22 protein-coding genes and 1 pseudogene are annotated in these 25,035 nt (G+C 71.1%); 11 read left to right on the top strand and 12 right to left on the bottom strand.

Going from position 1 to position 25,035, the window contains the following annotated elements:
• Positions 1–656: 656 nt before the first annotated feature.
• The 3 genes from EWH70_RS30975 to EWH70_RS30965 are packed head-to-tail and all read right to left on the bottom strand — an operon-like array spanning position 657 to position 3,011.
• Positions 657–1,940, bottom strand: coding sequence for an ArsB/NhaD family transporter (locus tag EWH70_RS30975; RefSeq protein WP_130479111.1), 1,284 nt, complete (start codon positions 1,938–1,940; stop codon positions 657–659).
• Position 1,941: 1 nt separating this feature from the next.
• Positions 1,942–2,445: a CBS domain-containing protein gene (locus EWH70_RS30970; RefSeq protein ID WP_205669333.1), complete on the bottom strand. Its 504-nt coding sequence runs from the start codon at positions 2,443–2,445 to the stop codon at positions 1,942–1,944.
• Positions 2,442–3,011 carry an SPFH domain-containing protein gene (locus EWH70_RS30965; protein WP_165436487.1) on the bottom strand — a complete coding sequence of 190 codons (570 nt, stop codon included), beginning with the start codon at positions 3,009–3,011 and terminating at the stop codon, positions 2,442–2,444. The genes EWH70_RS30970 and EWH70_RS30965 overlap by 4 nt, the downstream gene beginning before the upstream one ends.
• A gap of 175 nt (positions 3,012–3,186) precedes the next feature.
• Here EWH70_RS30965 and EWH70_RS30960 point away from each other — a divergent pair, with 175 nt between their 5' ends.
• The 3 genes from EWH70_RS30960 to EWH70_RS30950 are packed head-to-tail and all read left to right on the top strand — an operon-like array spanning position 3,187 to position 6,822.
• Positions 3,187–4,164 (top strand): HAMP domain-containing sensor histidine kinase, encoded by a 978-nt coding sequence (locus EWH70_RS30960; RefSeq protein WP_130479109.1) that lies wholly within the window; start codon positions 3,187–3,189, stop codon positions 4,162–4,164.
• Entirely contained in the window at positions 4,161–4,811 is a 651-nt protein-coding gene (locus EWH70_RS30955; RefSeq protein WP_130479108.1) for a response regulator, read from the top strand. Before EWH70_RS30960 ends, EWH70_RS30955 begins: the two co-directional genes overlap by 4 nt.
• A gap of 22 nt (positions 4,812–4,833) precedes the next feature.
• Positions 4,834–6,822: an acyltransferase family protein gene (locus EWH70_RS30950; RefSeq protein WP_130479107.1), complete on the top strand. Its 1,989-nt coding sequence runs from the start codon at positions 4,834–4,836 to the stop codon at positions 6,820–6,822.
• Here the strand turns inward: EWH70_RS30950 and EWH70_RS30945 are convergent.
• Positions 6,819–8,255, bottom strand: a complete 1,437-nt coding sequence (locus EWH70_RS30945; RefSeq protein WP_130479106.1) for an amino acid permease — start codon at positions 8,253–8,255, stop codon at positions 6,819–6,821. The two genes, EWH70_RS30950 and EWH70_RS30945, sit on opposite strands and share 4 nt — an antisense overlap.
• A gap of 57 nt (positions 8,256–8,312) precedes the next feature.
• On the opposite strand from EWH70_RS30945, the gene EWH70_RS30940 reads away from it, so the two are divergent.
• The 4 genes from EWH70_RS30940 to EWH70_RS30925 all read left to right on the top strand — a co-directional run bounded on the left by EWH70_RS30940 (position 8,313) and on the right by EWH70_RS30925 (position 11,677).
• Entirely contained in the window at positions 8,313–9,299 is a 987-nt protein-coding gene (locus tag EWH70_RS30940; RefSeq protein WP_130479105.1) for a lactonase family protein, read from the top strand.
• 27 nt (positions 9,300–9,326) lie between these two features.
• Complete coding sequence (locus tag EWH70_RS30935; protein WP_130479104.1) at positions 9,327–9,923, top strand: GNAT family N-acetyltransferase; 597 nt, start codon at positions 9,327–9,329, stop codon at positions 9,921–9,923.
• Positions 9,916–10,824: a phosphotransferase family protein gene (locus tag EWH70_RS30930; RefSeq protein ID WP_130479103.1), complete on the top strand. Its 909-nt coding sequence runs from the start codon at positions 9,916–9,918 to the stop codon at positions 10,822–10,824. Before EWH70_RS30935 ends, EWH70_RS30930 begins: the two co-directional genes overlap by 8 nt.
• 88 nt (positions 10,825–10,912) lie before the next feature.
• On the top strand, positions 10,913–11,677 hold the full coding sequence (locus tag EWH70_RS30925) for a polysaccharide lyase family 7 protein (protein ID WP_240687321.1): 765 nt from the start codon (positions 10,913–10,915) through the stop codon (positions 11,675–11,677).
• Between the two features lie 385 nt (positions 11,678–12,062).
• On the opposite strand, the gene EWH70_RS30920 is transcribed toward EWH70_RS30925, so the two are convergent.
• Positions 12,063–12,665: a helix-turn-helix domain-containing protein gene (locus EWH70_RS30920; protein WP_130479101.1), complete on the bottom strand. Its 603-nt coding sequence runs from the start codon at positions 12,663–12,665 to the stop codon at positions 12,063–12,065.
• Between the two features lie 60 nt (positions 12,666–12,725).
• Here EWH70_RS30920 and EWH70_RS30915 point away from each other — a divergent pair, with 60 nt between their 5' ends.
• From EWH70_RS30915 to EWH70_RS36370, 3 genes and pseudogenes are all read left to right on the top strand, one after another.
• The gene (locus tag EWH70_RS30915) at positions 12,726–14,468 is read left to right on the top strand and encodes an ABC transporter ATP-binding protein (RefSeq protein WP_130479100.1); all 1,743 of its coding nucleotides are present in this window, start codon (positions 12,726–12,728) and stop codon (positions 14,466–14,468) included.
• 3 nt (positions 14,469–14,471) lie between these two features.
• Positions 14,472–16,202, top strand: coding sequence for an ABC transporter ATP-binding protein (locus EWH70_RS30910; RefSeq protein WP_130479099.1), 1,731 nt, complete (start codon positions 14,472–14,474; stop codon positions 16,200–16,202).
• A gap of 48 nt (positions 16,203–16,250) precedes the next feature.
• A pseudogene (locus EWH70_RS36370) lies at positions 16,251–17,294 on the top strand (MFS transporter); the annotation flags it as partial.
• A 47-nt stretch (positions 17,295–17,341) separates the two neighbouring features.
• Here the strand turns inward: EWH70_RS36370 and EWH70_RS30900 are convergent.
• A complete protein-coding gene (locus tag EWH70_RS30900) occupies positions 17,342–19,045 on the bottom strand; it encodes a bifunctional lysylphosphatidylglycerol flippase/synthetase MprF (protein ID WP_165436486.1) in 1,704 nt (567 codons plus the stop codon).
• 193 nt (positions 19,046–19,238) lie between these two features.
• A complete protein-coding gene (locus EWH70_RS30895; protein ID WP_130479096.1) occupies positions 19,239–20,720 on the bottom strand; it encodes a flavin-containing monooxygenase in 1,482 nt (493 codons plus the stop codon).
• Between the two features lie 69 nt (positions 20,721–20,789).
• On the opposite strand from EWH70_RS30895, the gene EWH70_RS30890 reads away from it, so the two are divergent.
• The gene (locus EWH70_RS30890) at positions 20,790–21,407 is read left to right on the top strand and encodes a TetR/AcrR family transcriptional regulator (protein ID WP_130479095.1); all 618 of its coding nucleotides are present in this window, start codon (positions 20,790–20,792) and stop codon (positions 21,405–21,407) included.
• A 531-nt stretch (positions 21,408–21,938) separates the two neighbouring features.
• On the opposite strand, the gene EWH70_RS30885 is transcribed toward EWH70_RS30890, so the two are convergent.
• The 5 genes from EWH70_RS30885 to EWH70_RS30865 are packed head-to-tail and all read right to left on the bottom strand — an operon-like array spanning position 21,939 to position 25,006.
• On the bottom strand, positions 21,939–22,412 hold the full coding sequence (locus tag EWH70_RS30885) for a Clp protease N-terminal domain-containing protein (RefSeq protein ID WP_130479094.1): 474 nt from the start codon (positions 22,410–22,412) through the stop codon (positions 21,939–21,941).
• Positions 22,409–22,633 carry a winged helix-turn-helix domain-containing protein gene (locus EWH70_RS30880; RefSeq protein ID WP_130479093.1) on the bottom strand — a complete coding sequence of 75 codons (225 nt, stop codon included), beginning with the start codon at positions 22,631–22,633 and terminating at the stop codon, positions 22,409–22,411. The genes EWH70_RS30885 and EWH70_RS30880 overlap by 4 nt, the downstream gene beginning before the upstream one ends.
• 39 nt (positions 22,634–22,672) lie before the next feature.
• Positions 22,673–22,966 carry a DUF6204 family protein gene (locus EWH70_RS30875; protein ID WP_205669331.1) on the bottom strand — a complete coding sequence of 98 codons (294 nt, stop codon included), beginning with the start codon at positions 22,964–22,966 and terminating at the stop codon, positions 22,673–22,675.
• Positions 22,963–23,595, bottom strand: coding sequence for a TetR/AcrR family transcriptional regulator (locus EWH70_RS30870; protein ID WP_205669330.1), 633 nt, complete (start codon positions 23,593–23,595; stop codon positions 22,963–22,965). The genes EWH70_RS30875 and EWH70_RS30870 overlap by 4 nt, the downstream gene beginning before the upstream one ends.
• A 40-nt stretch (positions 23,596–23,635) precedes the next feature.
• Positions 23,636–25,006 carry a PucR family transcriptional regulator gene (locus tag EWH70_RS30865; protein WP_130479092.1) on the bottom strand — a complete coding sequence of 457 codons (1,371 nt, stop codon included), beginning with the start codon at positions 25,004–25,006 and terminating at the stop codon, positions 23,636–23,638.
• Positions 25,007–25,035 lie beyond the last annotated feature (29 nt).

Below are 25,035 nucleotides of genomic sequence, written 5' to 3'. Positions count from 1 at the left end.
TGCGCGAGCGTGGAACTCGCGTACCGGAACGCAGAACTCGCGTGCACGAGCGTGGAGTTCATACCGTGAGACACGCCTCCCACCCCGCGGCCCCGCGAGTCCCACCTTCGCGCACGCGAGTCCCACGCTCCCGCACGCGAACTCCACCTTCACGCACACCACCCGACCTTTGCCGTGAAGGGGGCCCCTCACGGCATCAGACGCCAGGGCACCGGCGAAAGTCGGACGTCGGACAGGGCGAGGTGGGCGGTCCCGAGCGCAGAACTCGCGGGCCGGAATGCAGAACTCGCGTGCGTGAGCGCAGAACTCACGATGTGGACGCCGGTTCTCACCTGGTGCCGGTCGCCCGCGTGAACGGGCCGTTCGCGCGAGTCGTACGTTCTCACGCGCGAGTCGTACGTTCTCACGCGCGAGTCGTAGGTTCTGACGCGCGAGTCGTACTTGTTCGGGGCGTGAAGGCCGAGTTTCTGTCGTCTCACGTGGTGAAGGTGGCCTTCACGAACTCCCGCCCCGGCGCGGCAGCCCCACCAGTCACATCCGGCACAACCGACCCAGCCGCCACCACGAAAGAGACCCAGCAAACTCCCCCAATGTGGCATTGGGGGCGCACAGCACCTGGACCCCGCCGGGCCCTCACGGCATGAGAGGGCCCGGCATCAGAGGAAGTAACGCAGCCAGACGTAGACCCAGGCCAGCACGGTGCTCAGCACGGTGACGACGATGCCGTAGCGGGTGAACTGCCAGAACGAGATGCGGTGCCCGGTACGCGCGGCGATGCCGATGGCGACCACATTCGCGCTGGCCGCGACGGCGGTGCCGTTGCCGCCGAAGTCGGCGCCGAGCGCGAACGCCCACCACAGCGCCTGCCCGGTCGACGGGTCCGGGATCTGCGCCACGACACCCTCGACGATCGGCGCCATCGTCGCCACATACGGGATGTTGTCGAAGAACGCGCCGAGCACACTCGACCCGAACAGCAGCGCCGTCGCCGCCCCGAAGTAGTTGTCGCCGAGCGCGCCGATGGCCCACGTGCCGACCGTCGAGATCACTCCGGTGTGCACGAGCCCCGCCACCATGACGAACAGACCCATGAAGAACACCAGCGTCGGCCACTCCACCTCGTTCAGCACGTCCCGGATGTCCACACGCGACACCAGCACCATCACCCCGGCGCCGACGAGCGCGACGATGGACGGCTCGACGTGGACGACGGCGTGCAGGCCGAACCCGACGACGACACCGGTGAGCACCACCAGGCAGCGCACCAGCAGCGCCGGGTCGGTGATGGCCCGGCGTTCCTGCAGCGCCATCACCGCGGCGACGTTGTCCGGGTTGTAGACGAAGGACTTGCGGAACAGCACCCGGGTCAGCAGCACGAACACCGCGAAGATGACGATCACCGGCGGCGCCATGTGCACCAGGAAGTCGTTGAACGACAGGCCGGCCCGGCTGCCGATGATGATGTTCGGCGGGTCGCCGATGAGCGTGGCGGCACCGCCGATGTTCGACGCGAGCACCTCGGCGATCAGGTACGGCTGGGCGGGGATGCGCAAACGGTTGCACACCACCACCGTCACCGGCGCCACCAGCATGATCGTGGTGACGTTGTCCAGGAACGGCGAGGCCACCGCGGTGATGCCCATCAGCATCACCATCAGCCGGTACGGGCGCCCCTTCGACCGTTTCGCCGCCCAGATCCCGAGGTAGTCGAACAGGCCGGTCTGCTTGATCACGCCGACGATGACCATCATCCCGAGCAGCAGGAAGATGACGTTCCAGTCGATGCCCTCGTGCTCGGAGAAGAACACCTCCGAGCCAGGGATCAGCCCGAGCACCGCCATCGCGCCGGCCGCGGTGAGTACCACCGCGACCTTGTTGATCTTCTCGGTGGCGATGAAGAAGAACGCGACCAGGAAGATCCCCAGCGCGACAACCGCCACGTCAGTCCCCCAGCCCGGACAGGGCGAGGCTGACCAGCAACCGCTCCAGCGTGATCGCGCCGGTCAGCACGCCGTCGGTGTCGACGACGGCGACCAGCGGGCTGTGCGCCCTCGCCATCAGGGCCGCGACCTCCAGCAGGGTGGCCGATGCGGGCACGGTGACCGGCCGCAGGGGCTGGCGGGGCAGGCAGTCGCCGACGGTCAGGTTGCCCAGCTCGTCCCAGAACCGGTCGGCGTGGTCCTCGTCGACGACCCTGGCCAGCGCCGGGTCGTCCTGGTAGGCGCCGGGGACCGCGAGCCGCAGCACCTGGGTGCCCGGCAACACGATCTTCGGCCTGCCGCGGTCGTCGACGACCACCAGCCCGGGCAGCCTGCCCACCGCCATCAGCCGGACGGCCCTGGCGACCGGATCGGCCACGGTGATCGTCGGCACGCGCACGGCGATCTCCCCTGCTTTCATGGCCACCTCTCTGTGGTCGGGCTCGATGTCGGGTGACGTGGTCACGACTGGCCTCCTTGACGCTCGTTGTCGGGGTGCGCCCACCGGAACAACTCGGGTCCCAGGGGCACCTCGGCGCGGGCGACCTCGACGTCGGTCACCTCGATTCCCCTGGACCGGGTTCGCGTCGTCACGGCCCGCGCGAGTCCGTCGCCGTCGGCCCGCGCGATGTCCGCGAGCCGACGGCGCGCCAGGCAGGTGACGATCACGTCGGCGGCGACCCGGTCCGTGTCGGGCGCGTCACCGGCGAGCACGTGACCCGCGTAGGCGGCGGGATCCCGGACGACGGCGGTCGCCGTGCAGCTGACCGTGACCGGCACCCCGTCCCGGGTCACCACCTCGAGCCACAGCAGGTCGAGGGTGTGCGGCGTGGTCGGTACGCGCAGGCCCTGCCGCAGCAGGGGCAGCACGACGATCAACCCGGGTCCCCGAACCCCGGAGACCGCGCCGAACCGGAGCAACACCAGGCACTGTCCCGCCGGGACGATCCGCACGACGGACACCGCCAGGACCACCAGTGCCGTCGCGGCACCGGCTGTCCAGTAGACGAGCGGGTCGGCACGCGTCTCCACCGTTATCGACCCGTTCGTCCGTTCCGTCCGTTCACCGGGTCAAGTCTTCGCTGGTCACAGGCCTGACGACATCGGAGCCAGCACCCATTCCCCATGGGCCGTGGGGGTGTGATCCCTGCCGCGATGGGTGTTGACTCCAATGGACAACACGCGGCCGCGGAGCGAGGCTGAGGGGATGACCTACGCCGAGAGGGCGCCGCGCGTGCGCCGTCCAGCGCAGGCCCTGTTCGGCCGGCTGTGTGTGATCAACGGGTTCCTGTTCACCGCGGGGACGGTCGTGCTCGCGTTGTCACCGGCGACGGTGTCCGCGCCGGTCCTGCCCACGGAACTGCCGGTGCTGCTGACCGGGCTGCTGCTCATCCTCGCCGCCAACGCGTTCCTCGTCCGGCGCAGCCTCGCACCGCTGGACGCGCTGGAGACGCTGATGGAACGCGTCGACCTGCTGCGCCGCGGCGACCGGCTGACCGAGCAGGGCAACGGCGACCTGACCCACCTGGTGCACACGTTCAACGGCATGCTCGACCGGCTGGAGGCCGAGCGCAGCGCGAGCAGCGCGCACGCGCTGGCCGCGCAGGAAGCCGAACGTCAGCGCATCGCCAGGGAACTGCACGACGAGATCGGGCAAAGCCTGACCGTCGTCCTGCTCGGCTTGAAGCGCACGCTCGACCGCGCGCCGGAGGACCTGCGACCGGAGCTGCAGGCGGCGCAGGAGACCGTCCGCGACAGCATCGACGAGGTCCGGCAGGTGGCCAGGCGGCTGCGGCCGGGCGTGCTCGCCGACCTCGGCCTGCAGAGCGCGCTCGCCGCGCTGGCGAGCGAGTACCCGTTCGTGACCCGCCGCGTCGACCCGGACCTGCCGGAGCTGGGCGCCGACGTCGAGCTGGTGCTGTACCGGATCGCGCAGGAGAGCCTGACCAACGTGGCCCGGCACGCGGGTGCGACGTCGGCGGAGCTGTCCCTGTCGGTCCGCCCGGGCGAGCTGCTGCTGCGGGTCGTCGACGACGGCCGCGGCGGCATCACCCGCGAGGGCGCTGGCATCCGCGGCATGCGCGAGCGGGCCCTGCTGATCGGCGCGCTGCTCACCATCAAGTCCACAGTGGACTCCGGAACCGAGGTGCGGCTGTCCGTGCCGTGGGACGGGCAGGCACGGTGACCCGCACCCGGATCCTGCTCGCCGACGACCATGCCCTGGTCCGGCGCGGACTGCGGCTCATCCTGGACGCCGAACCGGACCTCACGGTCGTCGCCGAGGCGTCCGACGGCGCGGAGGCCGTCTCGGCGGCCGTCGACGGAAAGGTCGATCTGGCCATCCTGGACATCGCGATGCCGAGGATGACCGGCATCCAGGCGGCGCGGGAGATCGCCAGGGACGCGCCGGGCATCCGCATCCTGATGCTGTCCATGTACGACAACGAGCAGTACTTCTTCGAGGCGCTCAAGGCCGGTGCGTCCGGCTACGTGCTCAAGTCGGTCGCCGACCAGGATCTGATGGAGGCGTGCCGGGCGGCCATGCGTGGCGAGCCGTTCCTCTACCAGGGCGCGGTGACCGCGCTGGTCCGCGACTACCTGCGGCGCAACCGCCAGGGCCAGCCGCTGCCGGACAGCATCCTCACCGCGCGTGAGGAGGAGATCGTCAAGCTCATCGCCGAGGGCCACTCGGCGAAGGAGATCGCCGACACCCTGGTGATCAGCGTCAAGACCGTCGACCGGCACCGGGCCAACATCCTGGCCAAGCTCGGCATGCGCGACCGGGTCGCACTGACCCGCTACGCCATCCGCGCCGGTCTCGTCGAACTGTAGGTCCCCCCGAAGAGAAAACCCGATGAACGAACTCCGCGTCCCCACGCGCCGGTACCGCCCCGAACTGCAGGGGCTGCGTGCCGTCGCCGCACTGCTCGTCGTCGTCTACCACGTCTGGCTGAACCGGGTTTCCGGCGGCGTGGACGTGTTCTTCCTGATCTCCGGCTTCCTGCTGACCGGCCAGCTGGTGCGGGCCGCCGCCGGTGCGGGCATCCGCTGGGGCGCGATGTGGGGCCGGATGGTGCGGCGGCTGTTCCCCGCCGCGCTGACCGTGCTGCTCGGCGTCGTGGTCGCGTCGTTCCTGCTGCTGCCGGAGAACCGCTGGTTCAGCACGATCCGCGAGGTGGCCGCGTCGGCGCTGTACCTGGAGAACTGGCAGCTCGTCGCGGACTCGGCCGACTACTTCGCCCAGCACGGCACCGCGAGCCCGGTCCAGCACTACTGGTCGCTGTCCATCCAGGGGCAGTTCTACCTGCTGTGGCCGCTGCTGGTCGGCGGCCTGCTCCTGCTGACCCGGTCCCGCCGGACGCTGACGGCCGTGCTGCTGGCGGTGTTCGCCGCGTCGCTGCTGTACTCGGTGACGCTCACCGCCACCGACCAGCCCGTCGCCTACTTCGACACCGCGACCCGGATGTGGGAGTTCGCCCTCGGCGGACTGCTCGCGCTCGCCGTCGACCGGATCACGCTGCCGAGGGCCGTCCGGGTCGCGCTGGGCTGGCTGGGAGTGGCCGGGCTGGTGTCCTGCGGGCTGGTGCTGCAGGTCGGCACCGTGTTCCCCGGGTACGCCGCGTTGTGGCCGCTGCTGTCCGGCGCCGCCGTCATCGCCGCGGGCAGCACCGGCAGCCGCGCTGGAGCGGACCGGTGGCTGTCGGCCCGGCCGGTGCGTCACCTCGGTGACCTCAGCTACGCGCTGTACCTGTGGCACTGGCCGGTCCTGGTGCTGTTCCTGGTGGCCACCGGCCGGGACGAGCCGGGCCTGGCGGGCGGTGCCGCGGTGATCGGCCTGTCGCTGCTGCTCGCCGCCGCCACCCACCACCTGGTGGAACGGCCCGCGCAGGCCCGGCAGTGGGGTGCGGTGACGCTCGCGGCGGCGACCTTGCTGCCGGTGCTGGCCGTCACCGGTGGCTGGCAGGCCGTCGCCACCGGTAAGGCCCGCACTTACGCCGCCACCGTCGACAACCCGGATCACCCCGGTGCCAGGGCGAAGGAACCCGGGTTCACCTACTGGGGCTCGGCCGATCCGGACCTGGCACCGTCGCTGGTCACGCTGCCGCAGGACTACGCGACGATCCCGGAGGAGCAGTGCGGCATCGCGCCCCGGCACCCGGAGCTGACCGTCTGCACCACCGGCGAGCTGGACACACCCCAGCGGCGCATCGTCGTCGCAGGCGACTCGCACGCACAGCAGTTCGTCGCCGCTCTGCAACCGGCGGCGCAACGGCGGAACTGGCAGATCATCACGATGGTGCGGGGCGGCTGCCCGTTCTCCACCGACTCCGAGACCGTGCCCGGCGACCAGCCGTGCATGGACTGGAACGCCGCCGTCGCGGACGAGATCGTGGAGCTGCGGCCGGATCTGGTGTTCACCATCGCCACCAGGGACGTGCGGGTCGACGCGACCGAGTACACCCCGCCGGGCTACGTCAACCAGTGGCGCAAGGTCGACGCCGCCGGCATCCCCGTGCTCGCGGTACGGGACAACCCGCGCTTCGGCTCGCCGCCGGTGGCCTGTGTCGAGTCGCGCGGCCCGGCCTCTCCGGAGTGCGCCACCCCGCGAGCACAGCTGTACGCGCCGGACCCGCCGTACACGGCCGTCGCCGACCTGCCCCCGGGCGTGGCATTCGCGGACTTCAGCGACTACTTCTGCGAGGCGGACGTCTGCCCGCCGGTGATCGGCAACGTGCTCGTCTACCTGGACGACAACCACGTCTCCGCGACGTACATGGCCACCATGTCGGAAGCCGTCGAGCAGGCCGTCGTGCGGGTGCTGGAGCCCGAGGTCACCGGCTAGCGCTCGCGCAGGCGCGAGTGACGGCGCCCGTAGACGAAGTAGATCAGCAGGCCGAGCGCCAGCCAGGCGGCGAACCGGATCCAGGTGAGCACGTCCAGGTTCAGCATCAGGTAGACGCAGGCCAGCGCCGTGACGATCGGCAGCACGGGCGAGAACGGCACGCTGAACGGCCGCTTCAGGTCCGGCCGCTTGCGCCGCAGCACCGGGACCGCGATCGCCACGATGATCATCGCCGACAACGCGCCGATGCTCACCATGTCCGACAGCTCGGTGATCGGCACGAACGCGGCCAGCGCCGCGATCAGCACCGCGCCGATGATGGTGACCCGGTGCGGCGTTCCCCACTTCGGGTGCACCGTGCCGAGCTTCCTCGGCAGCAGGCCGTCGCGGCCCATGGCGAAGCCGATCCGGCCGATCGTGACCAGCTCGACCATCATCACCGACGTCAGCCCGGTCACCGCGCCGAGCGAGATCAACGCGCCGATCCAGCCCATGCCGACCGAGTCGAACGCGGCCGCCAGCGGCGCACCGGCGTCGATGTCGGTGAACGGCACCATGCCGGTCAGCACCAGCGACACGCCGATGTAGAGCAACGCGCAGACACCCAGCGCGCCGAGGATGCCGACCCGCAGGTCCTTGCGCGGGTTCCTGGTCTCCTCGCCGAGGTTGGCCAGCGCCTCGAAACCGGTGTAGGCGAAGAACACGATGGCCGCGGCGGTGAGCACGCCCGCGATGCCGAACGCCGTCTGCTCCAGTCCGAGCGCGGCCTGCACGACCGGCTGGTGCAGGGCGTCGGCGTCCTCGGGTGCCGGGCGCGACGGCGGGACGAACGGCGTCAGGTTCGCGCCCTTCACGAAGAAGAAGCCGACGGCGAGGATCAGCACGCACACCGCGACCTTGACGACGACGAGCACGTTGGTGACCACGGAGGACTGCCGGATCCCGACCACGGCGACCACCGTCAGCAACGCGATGATCAGCACCGCGCCGACGTTGACCGTCGCGTCCTCGCCGAACCACTCCTGCGGCAGGCCCAGCAGGTTGGCCAGGTAGCCGGACCAGCCACGGGACACCACGGCGGCGCCGAGCGCGAACTCCAGCAGCAGGTCCCAGCCGATGATCCAGGCGAACACCTCGCCGAGGGTGGCGAAGGCGTAGGTGTAGGCGCTGCCCGCGGTCGGCACGCTGGACGCCAGCTCCGCGTAGCAGAGCGCGGCGAGGCCGGCGACCACGGCGCCGATGACGAACGACAACGTCACGGCCGGGCCCGCGTGGGTCTTGGCCTCGACACCGGCGAGGGTGAAGATCCCGGTGCCGATGATGATGCCGACCCCGAAGCCGACCAGGTCACGGCCACGCAGCCGGCGCTTCAGGTCGCCGCTCTCCTGCCGCTTCAGCACGGTGTCGACGTCCATGGTCCGTGTGATCCCCATCGGAGCACCGTAGAAGGTCCGGCGCGCTTCCGCAGTCCGGCGTTCTAGGGTGAGCGCATGGACCTGGTCTACGTCGGCTGCTACACCCCGGACGCGGGCAGCGGAACCGGCATCCGGACGTTCTCCCACTCCGACGGCACCCTGACCCCGGTCGGCGAGCTGGCGATGACCTCGCCGTCCTGGCTGGCCTGGCACCCCACGCTGCCGGTGTTGTACGCGGCCAACGAGTCGGCGGAGGGCACGATCACGACGGTCCGGACCGACCCGCTGCGGGCCGCCGGCACGGTGTCCAGTGGTGGCGCGGACCCCTGCCACCTGGCCGTGACACCCGACGGCCGGTACCTGCTGTGCAGCAACTACACCAGCGGCAGTCTCGCCGTGTTCGCCCTCGACCACGAGGGCACGGTGGCCGAGCGCACCGACCTGGTCACCCACGACGGCTCCGGCCCGGTGACCGAACGGCAGGCGTCGGCACACGTCCACATGGCCGTGCCGCTGGCGACCGCGGACGGCACGGTGGTCAGCGCGGTCGACCTCGGCACCGACCAGATCGTGTCCTACACGCTCACCGAAGGGCAGCTCACCCGGCTCGCCACGTCCGCGCTGCCGCCGGGAACCGGGCCGCGTCAGCTGGTCCGCAAGGAGGGCAACGACCTCGCCTACGTCGCGGGCGAGCTGGCAGGCACGCTGATCGCCGTGCGGGAGGACCCGGTGGGCACGTTCACGCCGCTGTCGGTGGTGCGGGCGACCGCCGCCGAATATCCCGGGGTGACCAACTACGTCGCCCACCTGGAGATCACCGGCGACCGGCTGTACGTGTCCAACCGCGGCCCGGACTGCGTGACCGAGTTCGACGTGTCCGCCCCGGAACCGCGGGCCGTCGCCGATCACCCGTGTGGCGCGTTCCCCCGGCACTTCACGATCGCGGGCGACCGGCTGCTCGTCGCATCCCAGCTCGGCGGTGAGATCACCGCCGTCCCGCTCGACGGCGGCGAGCCGGTCCGCACGGCGACCGGTTCGCCGTCCTATGTGGAGATCAGGTAGCCGGTATTTTCGGTAGTGTCGGCAGGGATGACCCTCGACAAGATCAGGCCGGCCGAGACCGGCGACATCGACAGCGCCGCCGACGTTCTCGCGGCGGCATTCTCCGACTACGCCTGGACCAGGCACACCATCGCGGCCGACGACCACCAGCGCCGCGTCCGCGATCTCCAGCGGCTGTTCATCGAACGCATCGGCCTGCCGCACGGCAGGGTGTGGGTGGCGGACGGGCCCGACGGCGTCGTCGCCGCCGCGGTCTGGACCACCCCGGATTCGACGGGGATCGGCGAGGCGTTCGCCGAGCTGGCCGAGCTGACCCCGGCACTGGCAGGCGACCGCGCGGCCGCCGCGGCTTCCGCCGAGGCGGCCATGGCCCCACACCGGCCGGCCGAGCCGGTGTGGTTCCTCGCCACCGTCGGCGTCCACCCCGATCACCAGGGCAAGGGGCTGGGCCGCGCGATCGTCGAACCCGGCCTCGCGGCGGCCGAGGCCGCGGGCGTGCCCGCCTTCCTGGAAACCTCCGAGCAGGCGAACGTCCGGTTCTACGAGCGGCTCGGGTTCACCGTGACGGCCGAGGTCCAGCTGCCCGACGGCGGGCCGACCACCTGGGCGTTCCGGCGTGGCTGAGCGGGTCGCGCGGGAGGTACTCGCCGAACACGGCGTCGACCTCGGCGAGACCGAGCGCGGCAGGGGCTGGACCAACGCGACCTGGCTGGCGCGCGACCTCGTCGTCCGGGTGGCGCGGGAGCCGGGACCGGCCGATCTGCTGCGGGAGCGCGGGATCGTCGCCCTGCTGCCGCCGGAGGTCGGCTACCCGGAGGTCGTCGACGCCGGTGTCCGGCACGGCCACGAGTGGGTGCTGACCCGGCGCGTGCGCGGCGAGAACCTGGAGGAGGTCTGGCCCACGCTCGGCGACGAGGCCCGTCGCGCCGCCGTCGAGCAGATGTGGGAGCGGGTGCGGCACGTCCACCGGGTCGGCACCGCGGCGGCCGCACCTCACGCCCGGTCGCGGTCGCCGTTCTTCCCCGACGATCCGGCGGAGGCCACGGCCACGCTCGCCAGGCTGGTCCGCGGCGGCGCGCTCACCGCCGCGCACGCGGACGGCCTGGGGCGCGTGCTGGACCGGTTCTGGGCGGCGTTGCCGGACGCCGAGCCGGTGCTCAACCATGGCGACTTCTGCACGCCGAACACCCTGTGGCGCGACGGCGAGGTGCTGGCGCTGCTGGACTTCGAGTTCGCCGTGATCGCACCGGTCGCCGTCGACCTGAACGAACTGGTCAAGATCGCCTACGGCCCTGGCGACCGGGCGGCGATGCGGCCGGCCGTCGACCCGATCGTCAAGTCCACTGTGGACGAGGCGGGCGGGCCGGACGTGCTGATCGGATACTCCGTGCTGCTGGAGGCCTGGCTACTGGAGCAGGAACTGACCGCCGAGGAGCCCGACGAGGAGGGCCGGGCGGACGCGACCGCGATGCTGACCGCGTTCGCCGAGGGCGACGGTGGCTACTTCGCCCCCGTCGTCAACTGAGCTGGCAGGAGCCTGCCACGGCCCGTCTCGGCCGCTCATGATCCGGTTGACTGCCCGCGAGGACAGTCACCGACGAAGGAGCGACACCGTGTCCCACCTCCGAATCCTCGCTGTGGCGGCGCTGGCGGGTACAGCCGTCACGGTTCTGCCGGCGAGTGCCACGGCCGCGCCGGCCTGCGACCCTCCGGCAGCCGTGATCGGGCTGAGCAAGGACTGGAAGGTCCAGCTGCCGATCGACGACCCCGACAAATCCGGCAAGCAGCCGCTGGAGGTCAAGCAGCCGAAGTTCGCGACCTACAGCAAGAGCCCGTGGTTCACCCCGACCGCGGCCTGCGACGGCATCCAGTTCCGGGCCGCGGTCAACGGGGTCACCACGTCGAACTCCAGCTACCCGCGCTCGGAGCTGCGGGAGATGACCGACGATGGCCGTGACGAGGCAGCCTGGTCGTCGACGTCGGGTACCCACACGATGGTCATCGACCAGGCGATCACCCACCTGCCGAAGAAGAAGCCGCACGTCGTCGCCGGGCAGATCCACGACGGCGAGAACGACCGGTCGGTGTTCCGGCTGGAGGGCACGAAGCTGTACATCACCAAGGAGAACGACAAGCACACGCTGATCACCGACGACTACCGGCTCGGGACCCGGTTCCAGGCCAAGTTCGTGGTCAGCGGCGGCAACATCCGGGCGTACTACAACGGTGAGCTGAAGGCGACCATCCCGGCGAAGTTCAGCGGTGGCTACTTCAAGGCCGGCGCCTACACGCAGGCCAACTGCGACAAGTCCGACCCGTGCGAGAGCGGCAACTACGGGCAGACGGTCATCTACAGCGTGAAGGTCACCCACTCCTGAGCCCCGCGCCCGCCCGGCAAAGCACGTGAAGGCCACCATCACCACGTCACACGTAATGAAGGTGGCCTTCACGTGCTTGACCTCAGGCCCACGTCTCGCGATCTGGAACCGGCGTGCCGGACAGTGGGACCAGGTGGGCGGGAACGGACAACTCGCGGGTCGGGAACGGAGGACTCGCGCGAGTGGGCCGTTCACGCGGGCGACCGGCACCACGTGAGAACCGGCGTCCACATGGTGAGTTCTGCACTCACGCACGCGAGTTCTACGCTCCGGCACGCGAGTTCTACGTTCCGGCACGCGAGTTCCACGCTCGAGACCAGCCACCTCGCCTGGCCGCCACCGGACTTTGCCGGGTCCCTGACGTCTCATGTAATGAAGGTGGCCTTCACGTGCTTTCGATGACCGTCCGGCGCCGGTAACCGCGCTGCCGGCAGGCGTGCGAGCAGAACCGGCGCCGCCTGCCACGCTCCGGCTGTTGCAGCGGCGCACCGCACCAGGCGCACCTTTCGTCACCATCGACCGCCATTTCGTCACCCTCCCTTGCCCGCGCCGCCGTGACGAGGTCCGGCGCCGTCACCCGGCCCCGCGGGGTGCGCGCGATCAGCTCGCCGTCCAGCACGGGACACGACGCCATGTCGTCGCTCTCGCAGCTCAGCAGGTGCGCCAGGTACTGCCGCGCCGCCGTCAGCTGCCGGATCGCCCGGTCGGCCTCGACGATCTGCTCACGCACCGTCTCCTGCCATACTTCCAGGTCAGCCGCGCCCGAGGTGACCACAGCGGCCCGGTCCAGCGGCATCATGCCGGTGACGCAACACAGGTACGCCACACCGATCCGGCGCAGGTCGGCCTCGTCGTAGACCCGCCTGCCGTCCCGCCGCGGCGGCGGGGTCAGCACCCCGCACCGCTCCCAGTACCGCAGTGTCGACGGCGCCAGGCCGAACAGTGCCGCCGCCTCGCCGATGGTTACCGCCATGCGTCCAGTTGACATCAAGTCACCTTCAAGAAACAAGATTCTCAGGTAAGCCTAACCTTGCCACGAAGGGCATCCATGGCACCGCACCTGATCGGACTCGGCGCCGCGGCCCGCATGCTGCGCCCGGTCCGTCGTCACCTCGTCACCTGCGCCCTGCTGTCCGCGGCGGGCGAGGCCGCCGGGTTCGCCCCCTACATCGCCGCCGCCGAGATCGCCCGCGCCGTACTCGGCCCGGACGGCCGGGACCCCGCCTCCGCCGTCTGGACCTGGGTCGCCATCGGCATCACCGGCGCGTTGCTGCGGCTGGTCCTGCTCGGGTTGTCTTCGCACATCGGGCACCACGCCGACGCCACGATGCTGCACGAGCTGCGCAGGCGGATCGTCGGCAGGCTCGGCGTGCTGCCGCTGGGCTGGTTCCGTTCCGCCGGCTCCGGTCAGATCAAGAAGGCGATGACCGGCGACCTGGAGGACATGCACGACCTGTTCGCCCACTCGCTCGGCCAGATCGTCGGCGCCTGCACCGCGCTGGCCGTCGCGTTCGGCTACCTGGTGACCGTCGACTGGCGGATGGCGCTGGTCACCGTCGCCGTGCCGCTGCTCGCACTGGCGGTCTACCACGTGTCGATGCGGACGATGCCCGGCCGCGTCGCGGAACTGCTGGCGGCCGAGCGCCGGGTGAGCGCCGCGACCGTCGAGTACACCGACGGCATCGCGGTCGCCAAGACCTTCGGCAACGGCGGCCGGATCCTCGACCGGTTCGGGCAGGCCGTCGCCGAGCAGAGTGCCGCGTTCCGCGCCTGGGTCGACGAGGTCCGCCACAGCCTCGCGCTCAACCAGGTGCTCGGCTCCGAGGTCACGGTCCTCGCCGTCGTCGTGCTCACCGGCACCCTGCTGGTCGCCACCGGCGGGCTCGCCGCGCCGGATCTGCTGCCGTTCCTCGTGGTCGGTGTCGGCCTGCCGACGTCGTTCCTCCCGCTGATCCAGGGCACGATCGCGCTGCGTACCGCCAGGATGGCCGCCGGGCACATCGACTCGCTGCTCAGCCTGCCGCCGCTGCCCGCGCCCGGCCGTCCCCGCGAACCACGCGGCAACCGGGTCGAGTTCGACCGGGTCACGTTCTCCTACAACGGTTCCGGCAACGCACTCGACGACGTCAGCGCCGTCTGCGAACCGGGGACGCTGACCGCGGTCGTCGGCCCGTCCGGCGCGGGCAAGACGACGCTGGCGAGCCTGCTCCCCCGGTTCTACGACGTCACCGGGGGCGCGGTCCGCATCGGCGGGGTCGACGTCCGGGACATGACCCAGGCGACGCTGCTGTCGTCGATGTCGCTGGTGTTCCAGGACGTCGTGCTGCTGCGCGCGACCGTCGCCGACAACATCCGGGTCGCCCGGCCCGGAGCGAGCGACGAGGACGTCCGGCAGGCGGCCAAGGCCGCGCAGATCCACCACGTGATCGAGCGGCTGCCCGGCGGCTACGCCACCGTGCTGGAAGCGGGCGGCGGCGGCCTGTCCGGCGGGGAACGGCAGCGGCTGACCATCGCCCGCGCGATCCTCGCCGACACACCGATCGTCGTACTCGACGAGGCGACCGCGTCGCTCGACCCGGACAGCGAGGCCGCCGTCCAGGAAGCACTGTCCGAACTGGTCTCCGGAAAGACCGTGCTGGTGATCGCGCACCGGCTGCACACCGTCAGCGGCGCCGACCAGATCCTCGTGCTCGACGGCGGCCGTCTCGTCGAAACCGGTACCCACGAACAGCTTCTGGCTCGCGATGGCCGGTACGCCCGCCTCTGGCGGGCCCAGCACGAAAGGCACTGACCCATGCTCCGCCAGCTCACCGGGCTGTGGCCGCGCCCCGGCCTGCTCGTCCGCTTCGCCGTCCTGCGGGCGGTGCTCGCCGTCCTGCAGGGCCTGCTGCTCGGCTCGCTGGTACCGATCCTGCGGGCCCTGCTGCGGCCCGAACCCGACCTCGGCGCCGCGTTGCCGTGGCTGATCGCCGGTGCGGTCGGCGTCCTGGTCCACTGGCTGCTCGGCATCGTGGTCACCCCGATCGGCTTCGCCGCCAGCAACGAACTGGCCGTACAACTGCGGCACCGGCTGATGGGCCACCTCACCACACTGCCGCTGGGCTGGTTCGACTCCGACCACAAAGGACGGTTCGTCCGGACGGTCACCAGCGTCACCACGACGATCTCCCGGATCTGCGTCGTGGTCGGCGGCCCGGTGATCACCAGCATCCTGGTGCCGGTGACCGTCCTGGCGGTCACGTTCGCCGTCGACTGGCGCCTCGGGCTCGTGCTGCTGGTCACGCTGCCGGTGCTGTTCGTCATGCTGCACCACGCTCGCCGCACCAACACCGCGGTGGTCGAGGACATCGAGGTGGCCGCCAACGAGATCGCCGGCAGGGCGATCGAGTACGGCCAGGCCCAGCCCGTCCTGCGGGCGGCAGGCCACGGCAGCACCGGGACCGCTGCGATGCGGGACGCGCTGGCCGAGCACCGGCGCCGGTACGCATCCGGGCTCAACCGCCTGCTGCCAGCCGACCTGTCGATGAACGCGGTCATCGCGGCGGGCTTCGCGCTGACGCTCGCGCTGAGTGCGTGGCTGCTGCTGGACGGAGCGCTCGGCGTCGCCGACGCGGTGGCGGTCCTGGTGCTCGCCGCCCGGTTCCTGGAACCGCTCGGCACGCTGACCGGACTGGTCGGCGCACTCGGTGCGCTCGACTACCTGGTGGAGACCGCGGGCCGGACCCTGCGCATCACCCCGCTACCCGCCGCAGCCGATCCGGTCCGCGAGGTCACCGGTTCCGAGGTCGAGCTGCGTGACGTCAGTTATTCCTATGTGGACAGTGAACCGGCCGTCGACGGTGTCTCGTTCCGTTGCCTGCCAGGCACCACGACCGCCCTGGTCGGCCCGTCCGGCTCGGGCAAGACCACGGTGACCCGGCTGATCGCCCGGTTCTTCGACGCCGGTTCCGGCCAGGTCCTGGTCGGCGGCAGGGACGTCCGCGAGTACGACCACGCCACCCTGCTGGAGCGGCTGGCGATCGTGTTCCAGGACGTCTACCTCTTCGACACCACCATCGAGGAGAACCTGCGGCTGGCCCGGCCGGACGCGACGGAGGCCGAACTCGCCGCCGCCGCGCGGTCGGCGCGGCTCGACGAGGTCGTCGAGCGGCTGCCCGACGGCTGGGACACCCTGGTCGGCGAGGGCGGCGCACAGCTGTCCGGCGGCGAGCGGCAGCGGGTGTCGATCGCCCGCGCGTTCCTCAAGCGGGCGCCGATCGTGCTCATCGACGAGGCCGCGTCGGCACTGGATCCGGAGAACGAGGCCGCCGTGAGCGCGGCCATCTCCGAGCTGGCCGCCGAACCGGGCCGGACCGTGCTGGTGATCGCGCACCGCCCGACGACGCTGGAGGCCGCCGACCAGGTCGTCGCGCTCGACGGTGGCAGGGTCGCCGAACTCGGCACGCCCGCCGAGCTGCGGCAGGCCGGTGGCCTGTACGACCGCCTGTTCCGCCAGTACGAGCAAGCTCGCGGCTGGCGCATCTAGACCCGCTGTTCCCACCACACCCCGAACCGGCTCCGCTCCCACCACCACATCCACCGTGAGGAGCCATCCCGTGCCCGACGCCCGCGCGAACCCGTCCACGCTGCTGTGACCCGGCCCCAGCGGATGGCGCTGGTAGGCGCGCTCTACCTGGTCTCCAACATCGGCTACTCGTTCCTGTTCATGACGCTGGGCACCATCCTGCTCGGTCGCGGTGTCCCGCTGGGCACCGTCGCGGCCATCAACCTGCTCGGAATGGTCTACTTCGGACGGTTCCTGATGGCACCGGTGGTGGACCGGACCGGCCACTACCGCCGGTGGCTCATCGGGACCCAGCTGGCGCTCGTCGCCACGCTCGTCACCATCGCGTGGCTGGACCCGGCGGACGACCTGGCGGCGCTGCTCGGGCTGCTCGTCGTGGTGCTCGTGCTGTCGCTGTTCCACGACGCCGCGATGAACGGGCTGGTGGTGCGGATTCTGCCGGAGAGCGATCACGGCAGCGCCAACGGCATGCAGGTCGCGTCGGCCGCCGCGTCCATCCTCATCGGCTCCAGCGGGGCGCTGCTGCTCTACTCGAACGCCGGGTGGACGGTCACCCTTCTCGCGCTGGCCGCGGTGTACGCCGTCCCGCTGCTCGTCCTGCGAACGGTGACCGAGCCGGCGGCGACGGGCACCGTCGCCGAGGCGCCGTGGCGGACGCTGGCCGGGTACTTCGCCTCGACCCGGCGAACGCTGTGGGCGCTGGTGATCATCCCGCTGTTCGGCGCGGGCGCCTGGCTGGGAACCGCGGGCCAGCCCGCCATGCTGCTGGGCGCGGGCTGGCCGATGGACCGGATCGCCGTCGTGCAGTCGGTCGGCACCACGGCACAGCTGCTGACCGCCCTGGTGGCGGGTGCCGTGCTGAGCCGGGTCGGCTCGTCGCGGTTCGCGGCGGTCGCCGGGGCGTCGTGCGCGGTGGCCACTGCCGGCCTGCTGCCGCTGGCCGCCGGCGACGGTTCGTTCTGGCCGACCGCCGCCGCGATGGTCACGATGTCCGCCGCCTACGGCGCACAGCTGACCTGGATCGCCACCGTCTCGATGGGACAGGCCCGCCGGTCGGCGGCGGCCACCGACTACACGGTGCCGATGTCGATCGAGGCCGTCTACGTGACGGTGATCAACTCCGCCGGCCTGTGGTTCGCCGCCACGGCTGGCTTCACCTGGCTCCTCGTGGTCGCGCTGGGCATCGCGGCCGCCGGTGCCGTGGTCGCACCGCTGTGGACCGGCTGGGCCAGGCGGCGGGCGACGGTCGGCTTGGCGAGGTAGGCGGCCGTGATGGCGGCACCGATGCGGGGCAGGTCGGCCGCGTGCCGGTAGACCAGGAACAGCGGCTCGCGGCGTGGCTGGAACTTCGCCTTGAACGCGTGCAGCGAACCGAAGCCGTACAGCGGCTCCATCAGCCTGCCGCCCAGGTCCAGGCCGCGCTGCAGCAGCCCGGCCGGACCACCCGCGGTGCGCACCAGCGGCGCGCCCGACAGCGACACCACCTGGGCGCCCTCGGCCTGGAACAGCAGGCAGGACTCGGCGATGAGGAACTCGATCACCGGCCGGAAGCCGTCCTCGCGCCTGCGCATCAGGTCGAGCGTCCAGCCGCGCGGGTGACCGGTCTCGTCGAGAATCGGCAGCCACGAGGTGACCCCGTGTACCGTGCCGTCCGCGTCCACCGCGATCCCGACCCGGACCCTGGGGTCCATGGCCTCGTCGACGCCGCCGAGGGTGAACCGCAGTTCGGGCGTGTGCTTGGACTTCAGCCAGGACGCCGAGATCTGCCGCACCTGGGCGATGACCGACGGGTCGGCATCGGCCAGCGTGACCATCCGGAACTCGATGCCCTCCTTGGCCGCGCGGTTGCGCGCGGTACGGATGTCCTGCCACTTCTTACCGCGGAAGGCCAGCTCCGGCAGGTCGATCAGGGTGTCCTCGGCGACCTGCACCCGGCGGGTGCCGACGGCGTCGGCCGTCGCCTCGCCGACGGAGAACCAGCACGGCACGAGGCCCTCGCGGCGGCAGTGCGCGGTGAACTCGGCGTGGGCGGCCCGCCGCCAGCCCGCCGAGCCCACCGGGTCACCCAGCGCGATGGCGACCCCGGCGTGCCTGCGGTAGGCGAGGAAGCCGTCACCGGCGGCGGCGAAGACGTACTCGGCGCCGGGCCAGGTCGTCATCCAGGACAGCGTGCCGCCACCGTGGCGGCGCAGCAGGTCCAGCGCGCGGTCGGCGTCGGCAGGCGGGCGGGCCCTGCGGGTGAACAGCGACCCGAGTGGCAGGCCGGCCACGACGGCGACGAGGTGCAGCAGGTCGGCGAGGCTGCCGATGATCAGGATCGAGCCGACGACGTAGGCGAGCAGTCCGATCCGGATGACCAGGCGGGCCCGGGGCGCGAGGGTCGCGGTCACGATGGCGGCGACGGCCATCGTGCCGGCCGACGGGCCGACGTCACCGGCGTCGGCCAGCGGGCCGTCCACCGCGAGCAGGACGAGCAGCGCGCCGGTCACGCCGACGACGTGGCCCAGCGCCCAGGCCACCACCGTCCGTCCGGTGCCGATCCGATGCTCGGCGAATCCGACGAACGCGGCGAAACTGCCCAGCACGGCGATGTAGCACAGCGGGGTGATGGCGAACGGGAGTCCGGTGAGGATCGTCCACCAGCGACCCTCGATGACGGCTGGCAGGCCGTAGGTCACCGCCTCGCTCCACGGCTTGTCCTCCACGGCCGTGGTGAACGTGCCGAAGACCAGCCCGACCACCACGATCATGGCCAGGCCACCCACGGTGAACGGATACCTGCGCAACAGCTTGGTCACCATCATCAGTCCCACCCAGATACGTCGGTCCCTACGATCACCAAGCCTGGCGCGCTGAGGCTCCCGGCACAGTGACGTCAGCACCCGAGCTGGGGTGGGGCTAGCCCCCATGCCCCGCCTGCGGTGCTCCCTCATGGGGTGAGTCTGACGGTGCGTGACCACCGGCGGCGTCGCCCCGCGGGGCGACGCACGGTCCTACTTAGGGTTGATACGCGTAGTCGGACAGCGGGAAGCTCGCCGCCCGGCGGTGGGTGCCGATCGTCGAGCCCGCCCGCAGCAGGGCGGCCTCGCCGTGCTGGTTGAAGTAGTACGACCGGGCCGTCGAACAGTCACCGAGGTAGAACACAGAGTCACCGAGCTTGACCGTCATGCGGTCGAGGAACTCGTCGTTGGCGCGCTGGGTCACCTCGAACGTCGTGGCGCCGCGTCGCCGCAGCTCACCGAAGAGACGCTTGATGTGCTTCATCTGTGCCTCGATGGTGGTGAAATAGGACAGTCCGCTGTAGGAGTACGGGCTGTTCAGGCAGATCAGGTTGGGGAAGTACGGGATCGTCACACCCTCGTAGGCCTGGAACCTGTTGTCCCGCCACCACTTTCCGAGATCGCGGCCCTCCCGGCCGATGATCTCGATGGCGGGAAAGTTGGTGTTCCACAGGTCGAAGCCGGTGGCCAGCAGCAGCGTGTCGATCTCGGTCTTGCGGCCGTCGGCGGTCACGATCCCGTCCGGCTCCACCCGTTCGATGCTCGTCGTCTCCAGGTGGACGTGTGGTTTGGTGAACGTCGGGAAGTAGTCGTTGGAGAACGTCGGCCGCTTGCAGCCGAAGGAGTAGTCCGGCGTGAGCTTGCGGCGCAGCTCCGGGTCGGGAACCTGACGGCGCAGGTGCTTGCGGGCCAGCCGTTCCGCGCCCCGGTTGGTCGCCCTGGCCTGCCGGTAGTGCAGCACGCCGACGACCATCAGGGCTTCCAGCATGGCGGTGTTGACCAGCCGGGCCAGGCGCTGTGCCAGCGGGACGGTGGCGAACAGGCGTTGCACCAGCGGCGGAATCCGGCCGTCCAGCTTCGGGGTGACCCAGATGGGCGTGCGCTGGTAGACAGTCAGCTCGGCGACCTTCCTGGCGACCTCGGGGATGAGCTGCACGGCTGTCGCGCCGGTGCCGATCACCGCGGCCCGGCGGCCGGTAAGGCCGTAGTCGTCGTCCCACGCGGTGCTGTGGATGACCTTGCCCGCGAACGAGTCGATGCCGGGAATGTCGGGCATCTTCGGCTGGGAGAGGAAGCCGGTCGCGGTCAGCAGGTAGCGCGTGGTCACCTGCTCGGCGCCGATCCGGACGGTCCAGGTGCGGGTCTCGTCGTCCCAGACCGCGCCGTCGACGACGGTGCCGAAGCGCATGTGCCTGCGCAGGTCGTACTTGTCCGCGACGTGGTCGGCGTAGCGCTTGAGTTCCGCGCCGGGTGCGAAGAGGCGGGACCAGTAGGGGTTCGGCTCGAACGAGTAGGAGTAGGTCACCGACGCGATGTCGACGGCCAGCCCGGGGTACCGGTTGACGTGCCAGGTGCCGCCGAGGTCGTCCTCCCGCTCCAGGATCAGCAGGTTGTCCACGCCGAGCCGCTTGAGCTGGATGGCGGCCCCCATGCCGCCGAACCCCGCCCCGACGATGACGGCGTCGTACTGCGGTGCCATGCGACCACTCCCTTTCGGATACCATTGGTATTCGAGTTCCCGCAGGATGTCAATGGCTAGACTGTCCGGGTGCCACGACTGACCCGAGCCGAGAGCCAGGCCCGTACCCGGGCGCAGTTGCTCGCCACCGCGCGGGAACTGTTCCTGCGGGACGGCTACCAGCCCACGTCGCTGGACAAGGTCGCCGAGGCCGCCGGCTTCTCGAAGGGCGCCGTGTACTCCAACTTCCGCGGCAAGGACGAGCTGTGCATGGCGGTGCTGGACGAGATCCGCGCCGAGCACGCGATGGAGATCGCCGAGGTACTGCGGGCGCCGGACACCGAGGAACGGCTGCGCCGGTTCGAGGTGTGGGCCGAGCGGGTGATCGGCGATCCACAGTGGACGACACTGGAACTGGAGTTCGGCGTGCACGCCGGGCGCGACCCGCGACTCCGGGAGGAACTGGCGCGCCGGATCGCGGCGTTCAGCTCGACGGCGGGCACGGCCGTGACGTCGGTGGCCGACGCTGACGGCATCACCCCCGCCATCCCGGCGGAGGAACTGGGTGTGGCGCTACTGGCCATGGGGGTGGGCCTCGGCCTGTTCCGCTCGATCGCCCCGGAGACCCCCGTCCGCGCCCTGGTGGACACGGTCCGCGTCCTGGCGGGCCTCCCGCACGTCGGCAGCACGCCGTCCTCAAGCACGTGAAGGCCACCTTCATTACGTAAGACGTCAGGGTCCCGGCAAAGTCGGGCGCCGGGGTGAGCAAGGGAGCTTTACTAGCGAAGAAGGGTAGTAAAGCTCCCTTGCTGTCTTACGGGTGTGGCTGGTGGGGCTGCCGTGGCCTGCGATGCCAGCGGGACAGCTGGGATCGCGTGAAGGCCGAGTTCCTGTCGCCAGACGTGATGAAGGTGGCCTTCACGTACCTGACGCGAACCCGCCAGGCGGGCACACCTGTCACACCGGCACCAGCCAGCACACCCACCCCACCAGCCACCACGAACGAGACAACACCCCCGCAGCTCGCCGCCAGCAACGGCACCATACTTGCGCAAGACGCAACCACAGCGCCCCTGCCGACGGCCCCAGGCCGACGCTGCCCACGACTTTGCCGGGGCCCTGGCGTCTGATGCCGTGAGTGCCCCCTTCACGGCATGCTTGCCGCGGACACGTGGGCGGATAGCCCGTTGTCCGGTGTGAAGGCCGAGTTTCTGTCGTCTCATGTGATGAAGGTGGCCTTCACGAGCTGTGGAGCGACTCCCGGAGCCGGACACGCAGCGCGGGCACGTCGACCTCGGCCACCTCCAGCGCCCGCGGCACCGTGCCCGCCTCCGCGGCGAGCACCCCGAGCAGCAGGTGCACCGGCCGCAAGTCCTTCTTCCTCGGGACGAGCGCGAAACCACGCTCCAGCGCCAGCTTCGTCGACGCCCCCAGCTTCGGCTTGCCGGGCCTCGGGGTCGGCCGGGGCAGGTCGAACGCCGCCCTCGACACCCCGACCGCCGCGAGGCTCTTGTCGAACTCCCGCTCCAGCGCCGCGAGAATCGACGCGTGGTCCAGGCCGGTCGACGCGAGCGCCTCGCGGATGACCGGACCGCCTTCGCCGGCCAGGGCCAGCAGCAGGTGCTCGGCCTCGATCGTGCCCGAGCCGCCGTCGACAGCCTCCCGCTCCGCACGCACGAGCATGTCGTTGATGTAGTGGTCGATGGCGCTCACGACTCGCGTCTCCTCAGCTCGACTCCGGCGTCGATCAATCGCTTGACGTGCTTGCGGTGCACCGCCTGGCGGGTCACCCCCAGCGCCTCGGCGACCCTGGGCCAGCCCCAGCCGGTCCGCATGGCGTGCTCGACGGCGGCGTCCTCGAGCTGGTCGGCCAGGCGCCGCAGCGCCACCACGGCCGCCAGCGCGTCGGCGGGATCCTGGGGTACGTCCGGCATGCAAGCAACATTAGTTGACTAATCGCGCCGGGGTCAAACTCAGCGCTTGCGGCGGACGCGGATGTCGCGCATGTCGGTCACGGAGAACGCCAGGTCACGGTAGGGCAGGCCGTGCGCCCGCAGCGCCTCGGTGGCCCGCTCGCGCGCGACCCGCTCGTCGTCGTCCGGCCCGGCGGGCACCTGGCAGCGGAACGTGAACGCGGTGACGTTGCTGTCGAAGGTGAACGAACCCTCCGCACTGAACATCGGACCGCCGCTCCCGCGCAGGCTCGCCTTCTGGGCCTCGTCCAGCCCGTCGAACTTTCCCCGCACCAGCACCCTGAACACGTTCACGATTCCCTCACCGCATAGCTCATGATCCGATCGCCGAGCAGCCACTCGACGCTGTCCAGCAGGTCCACAGTGGACTCCGCGATGTCGTCCGGCCGGTCACCGGCCAGCACCCGCCTGCCGACCTCGCCGTACACCAGGCTGTGCAGCCAGCCGATCTGGCTCGCCACCAGCCGGGGCAGCGGATCGTCCGGCGCGGCGCCCGTCTCCTCGGCGAGCACCACCGCCAGCGAGCGGACCATCTGCTCACCCAGCCCGGTCAGCCGCGCCGCCAGCGCCGGGGTCGCCAGCATCATCGCCAGCACCCGGCCAAACCCCTCGGCCAGCCCGATCTCGCGGTCCCGCGACCGCAGCGCCTCCCGCAGGTAGGCCAGCACCGCACCGGCGGCCGACTCGCCCACCGGCCGCGTCCTGACGACGTCGGCCAGCCGGTCCGGCAGGGCATCGCCGCCGGGGAAGACCAGGTCCTCCTTGGCCGGGAAGTAGTTGTAGACGGTGTTGACCGAGACGTCCGCGGCCGCCGCGACCTCGGCGATCGTCACCCGGTCGAACCCGCGCTCGACGAAGAGCCGGATCGCCTCGGCGGAGATCCGCCGCAGCGTCTCCTGCTTCTTGCGCTCGCGTAAACCCACACCAATATTGGAGCACACTCCAAACTTGGAGTCGACTCCATTAATTGAGCAGCCAGGCCCGGCAGGCGAGCTGGAGGGCGAGCCGCTGGTCCGGGTCGTCGAGGTCGGCGTCGAGCAGGCCGCGGATGCGGCGGATGCGGTAGTTGACCGTCTGCGCGTGGATCTTCAACGCGGCCGCCGCCTGCTTGGGCGAGTTCTGGTGGTCCAGGTACGCCTGCAGCGTGCGGACGTTGTCCGTGGCCGTCCGCGTGTCCGTGGTGAGCGGCGACAACAGCTCGTCGGCCGTCGCCCGGGCGGTTCCGGCGGCGTACCAGGCGACCAGCATGCGGTTGAGGTTCAGCGCGTCGATGGCGACCACCTCCTGCGGCGGATCGCTCTGCTGGCCGATCACCAGCGCCGCCTTCGCCTCCGCCGCCGACGTCCGCAGTCCTTCCTCGCCACGCTGCGCGCTGCCGATCCCGCACCGGACGGACAGGCCGGGGAACCGCTCGCGCACCACGTCGATGCCGGCGCGCGCGGCACGCTGCGCCGCCCGCCCGGTCGACGGCCCCGGCGCCCCGCCCAGCGCGTGCACCAGCAGCGGATCGCCGCCGATGAGCGTGCAGTACCAGCGGTCGTCGTCACGCACGGCCTCCAGCACCAGCGTGGTGACGGTGTCGAGCTGGTCGGCACCGGGCGAGGCCAGCGTGAACCGCAGCACCTGGTGCCAGCCGTCGGTGCGCATCCCCAGCGCCCGCGCCCGCGCGCCGAGGTGCCCACGCTCGCTGTCCGGCGCGAAGATCAGCTCACCGAGGAGCCTGCCCCGGTCCCGCAGACCGGCCAGCGACGCCCGCCGCTGCGCCGCGAGCGCGTGGGCGTAGGTGTGTGCCGCGAGTTGCAGGACGGCCAGCACGGCGACCTCGTGCCCGGCCGAACGGGACGGCTCGGCCAGCGCCAGGTAACCGACCGGGCCACCGCCCTCGCTCGGTACCGGCACCGCAGGTCCCGTTCCCGCCGTCGCCCGCGCGACGACCCGGGTCCCCAGCGCCGCACCGGCGGCCTCCAGTACCGCCTTCGGCTCGGCCGGAACGGTTCGCAGCCGCCTGCAGGCCTCGTCGATCTGCGCCAGCGAGTCGACCGGGTCACCACGCAACGCCCCGGCGACCGCGGCGACGACCCTGGCCGGCTCCACCGGTTCGGGCGCGACCAGCAACGCGAGCCCGTTGCGGTCGGCGATGTGCTGCGCACTGCGTTCCACCGCGGCGGCCTCGACACCGGCCAGCACCACCGCGGCGACCCCGGCCATGGCGGCGTTGCGCAGCGCGATGTCGAAGACGTGACCGTGCGCGGCACCGGCCGCCGACGGCGTCAGTACGGCGAGCGCACCGGCCGGTAGGTCACCCAGGGTGTCGAGCGTGTCACGCACATGCACCGAACGGACGATGCGTTCGTCGTCTCCAG

The organism is Amycolatopsis suaedae, from assembly GCF_004214935.1.
GTDB classification, from domain to species: domain Bacteria; phylum Actinomycetota; class Actinomycetes; order Mycobacteriales; family Pseudonocardiaceae; genus Amycolatopsis; species Amycolatopsis suaedae.
This window is presented reverse-complemented; position numbering and strand designations above follow the sequence as displayed.

Bases quoted from the DNA above. Each gene is read 5' to 3' on its own strand.
- EWH70_RS30900 (WP_165436486.1), bottom strand. From the start codon at position 19,045: ATGATGGTGACCAAGCTGTTGCGCAGGTATCCGTTCACCGTGGGTGGC.
- EWH70_RS30940 (WP_130479105.1), top strand. From the start codon at position 8,313: ATGGACCTGGTCTACGTCGGCTGCTACACCCCGGACGCGGGCAGCGGA.
- EWH70_RS30960 (WP_130479109.1), top strand. From the start codon at position 3,187: ATGACCTACGCCGAGAGGGCGCCGCGCGTGCGCCGTCCAGCGCAGGCC.
- EWH70_RS30910 (WP_130479099.1), top strand. From the start codon at position 14,472: ATGCTCCGCCAGCTCACCGGGCTGTGGCCGCGCCCCGGCCTGCTCGTC.
- EWH70_RS30915 (WP_130479100.1), top strand. From the start codon at position 12,726: ATGGCACCGCACCTGATCGGACTCGGCGCCGCGGCCCGCATGCTGCGC.
- EWH70_RS30920 (WP_130479101.1), bottom strand. From the start codon at position 12,665: ATGTCAACTGGACGCATGGCGGTAACCATCGGCGAGGCGGCGGCACTG.
- EWH70_RS30950 (WP_130479107.1), top strand. From the start codon at position 4,834: ATGAACGAACTCCGCGTCCCCACGCGCCGGTACCGCCCCGAACTGCAG.
- EWH70_RS30880 (WP_130479093.1), bottom strand. From the start codon at position 22,633: ATGCCGGACGTACCCCAGGATCCCGCCGACGCGCTGGCGGCCGTGGTG.
- EWH70_RS30935 (WP_130479104.1), top strand. From the start codon at position 9,327: ATGACCCTCGACAAGATCAGGCCGGCCGAGACCGGCGACATCGACAGC.
- EWH70_RS30895 (WP_130479096.1), bottom strand. From the start codon at position 20,720: ATGGCACCGCAGTACGACGCCGTCATCGTCGGGGCGGGGTTCGGCGGC.
- EWH70_RS30945 (WP_130479106.1), bottom strand. From the start codon at position 8,255: ATGGGGATCACACGGACCATGGACGTCGACACCGTGCTGAAGCGGCAG.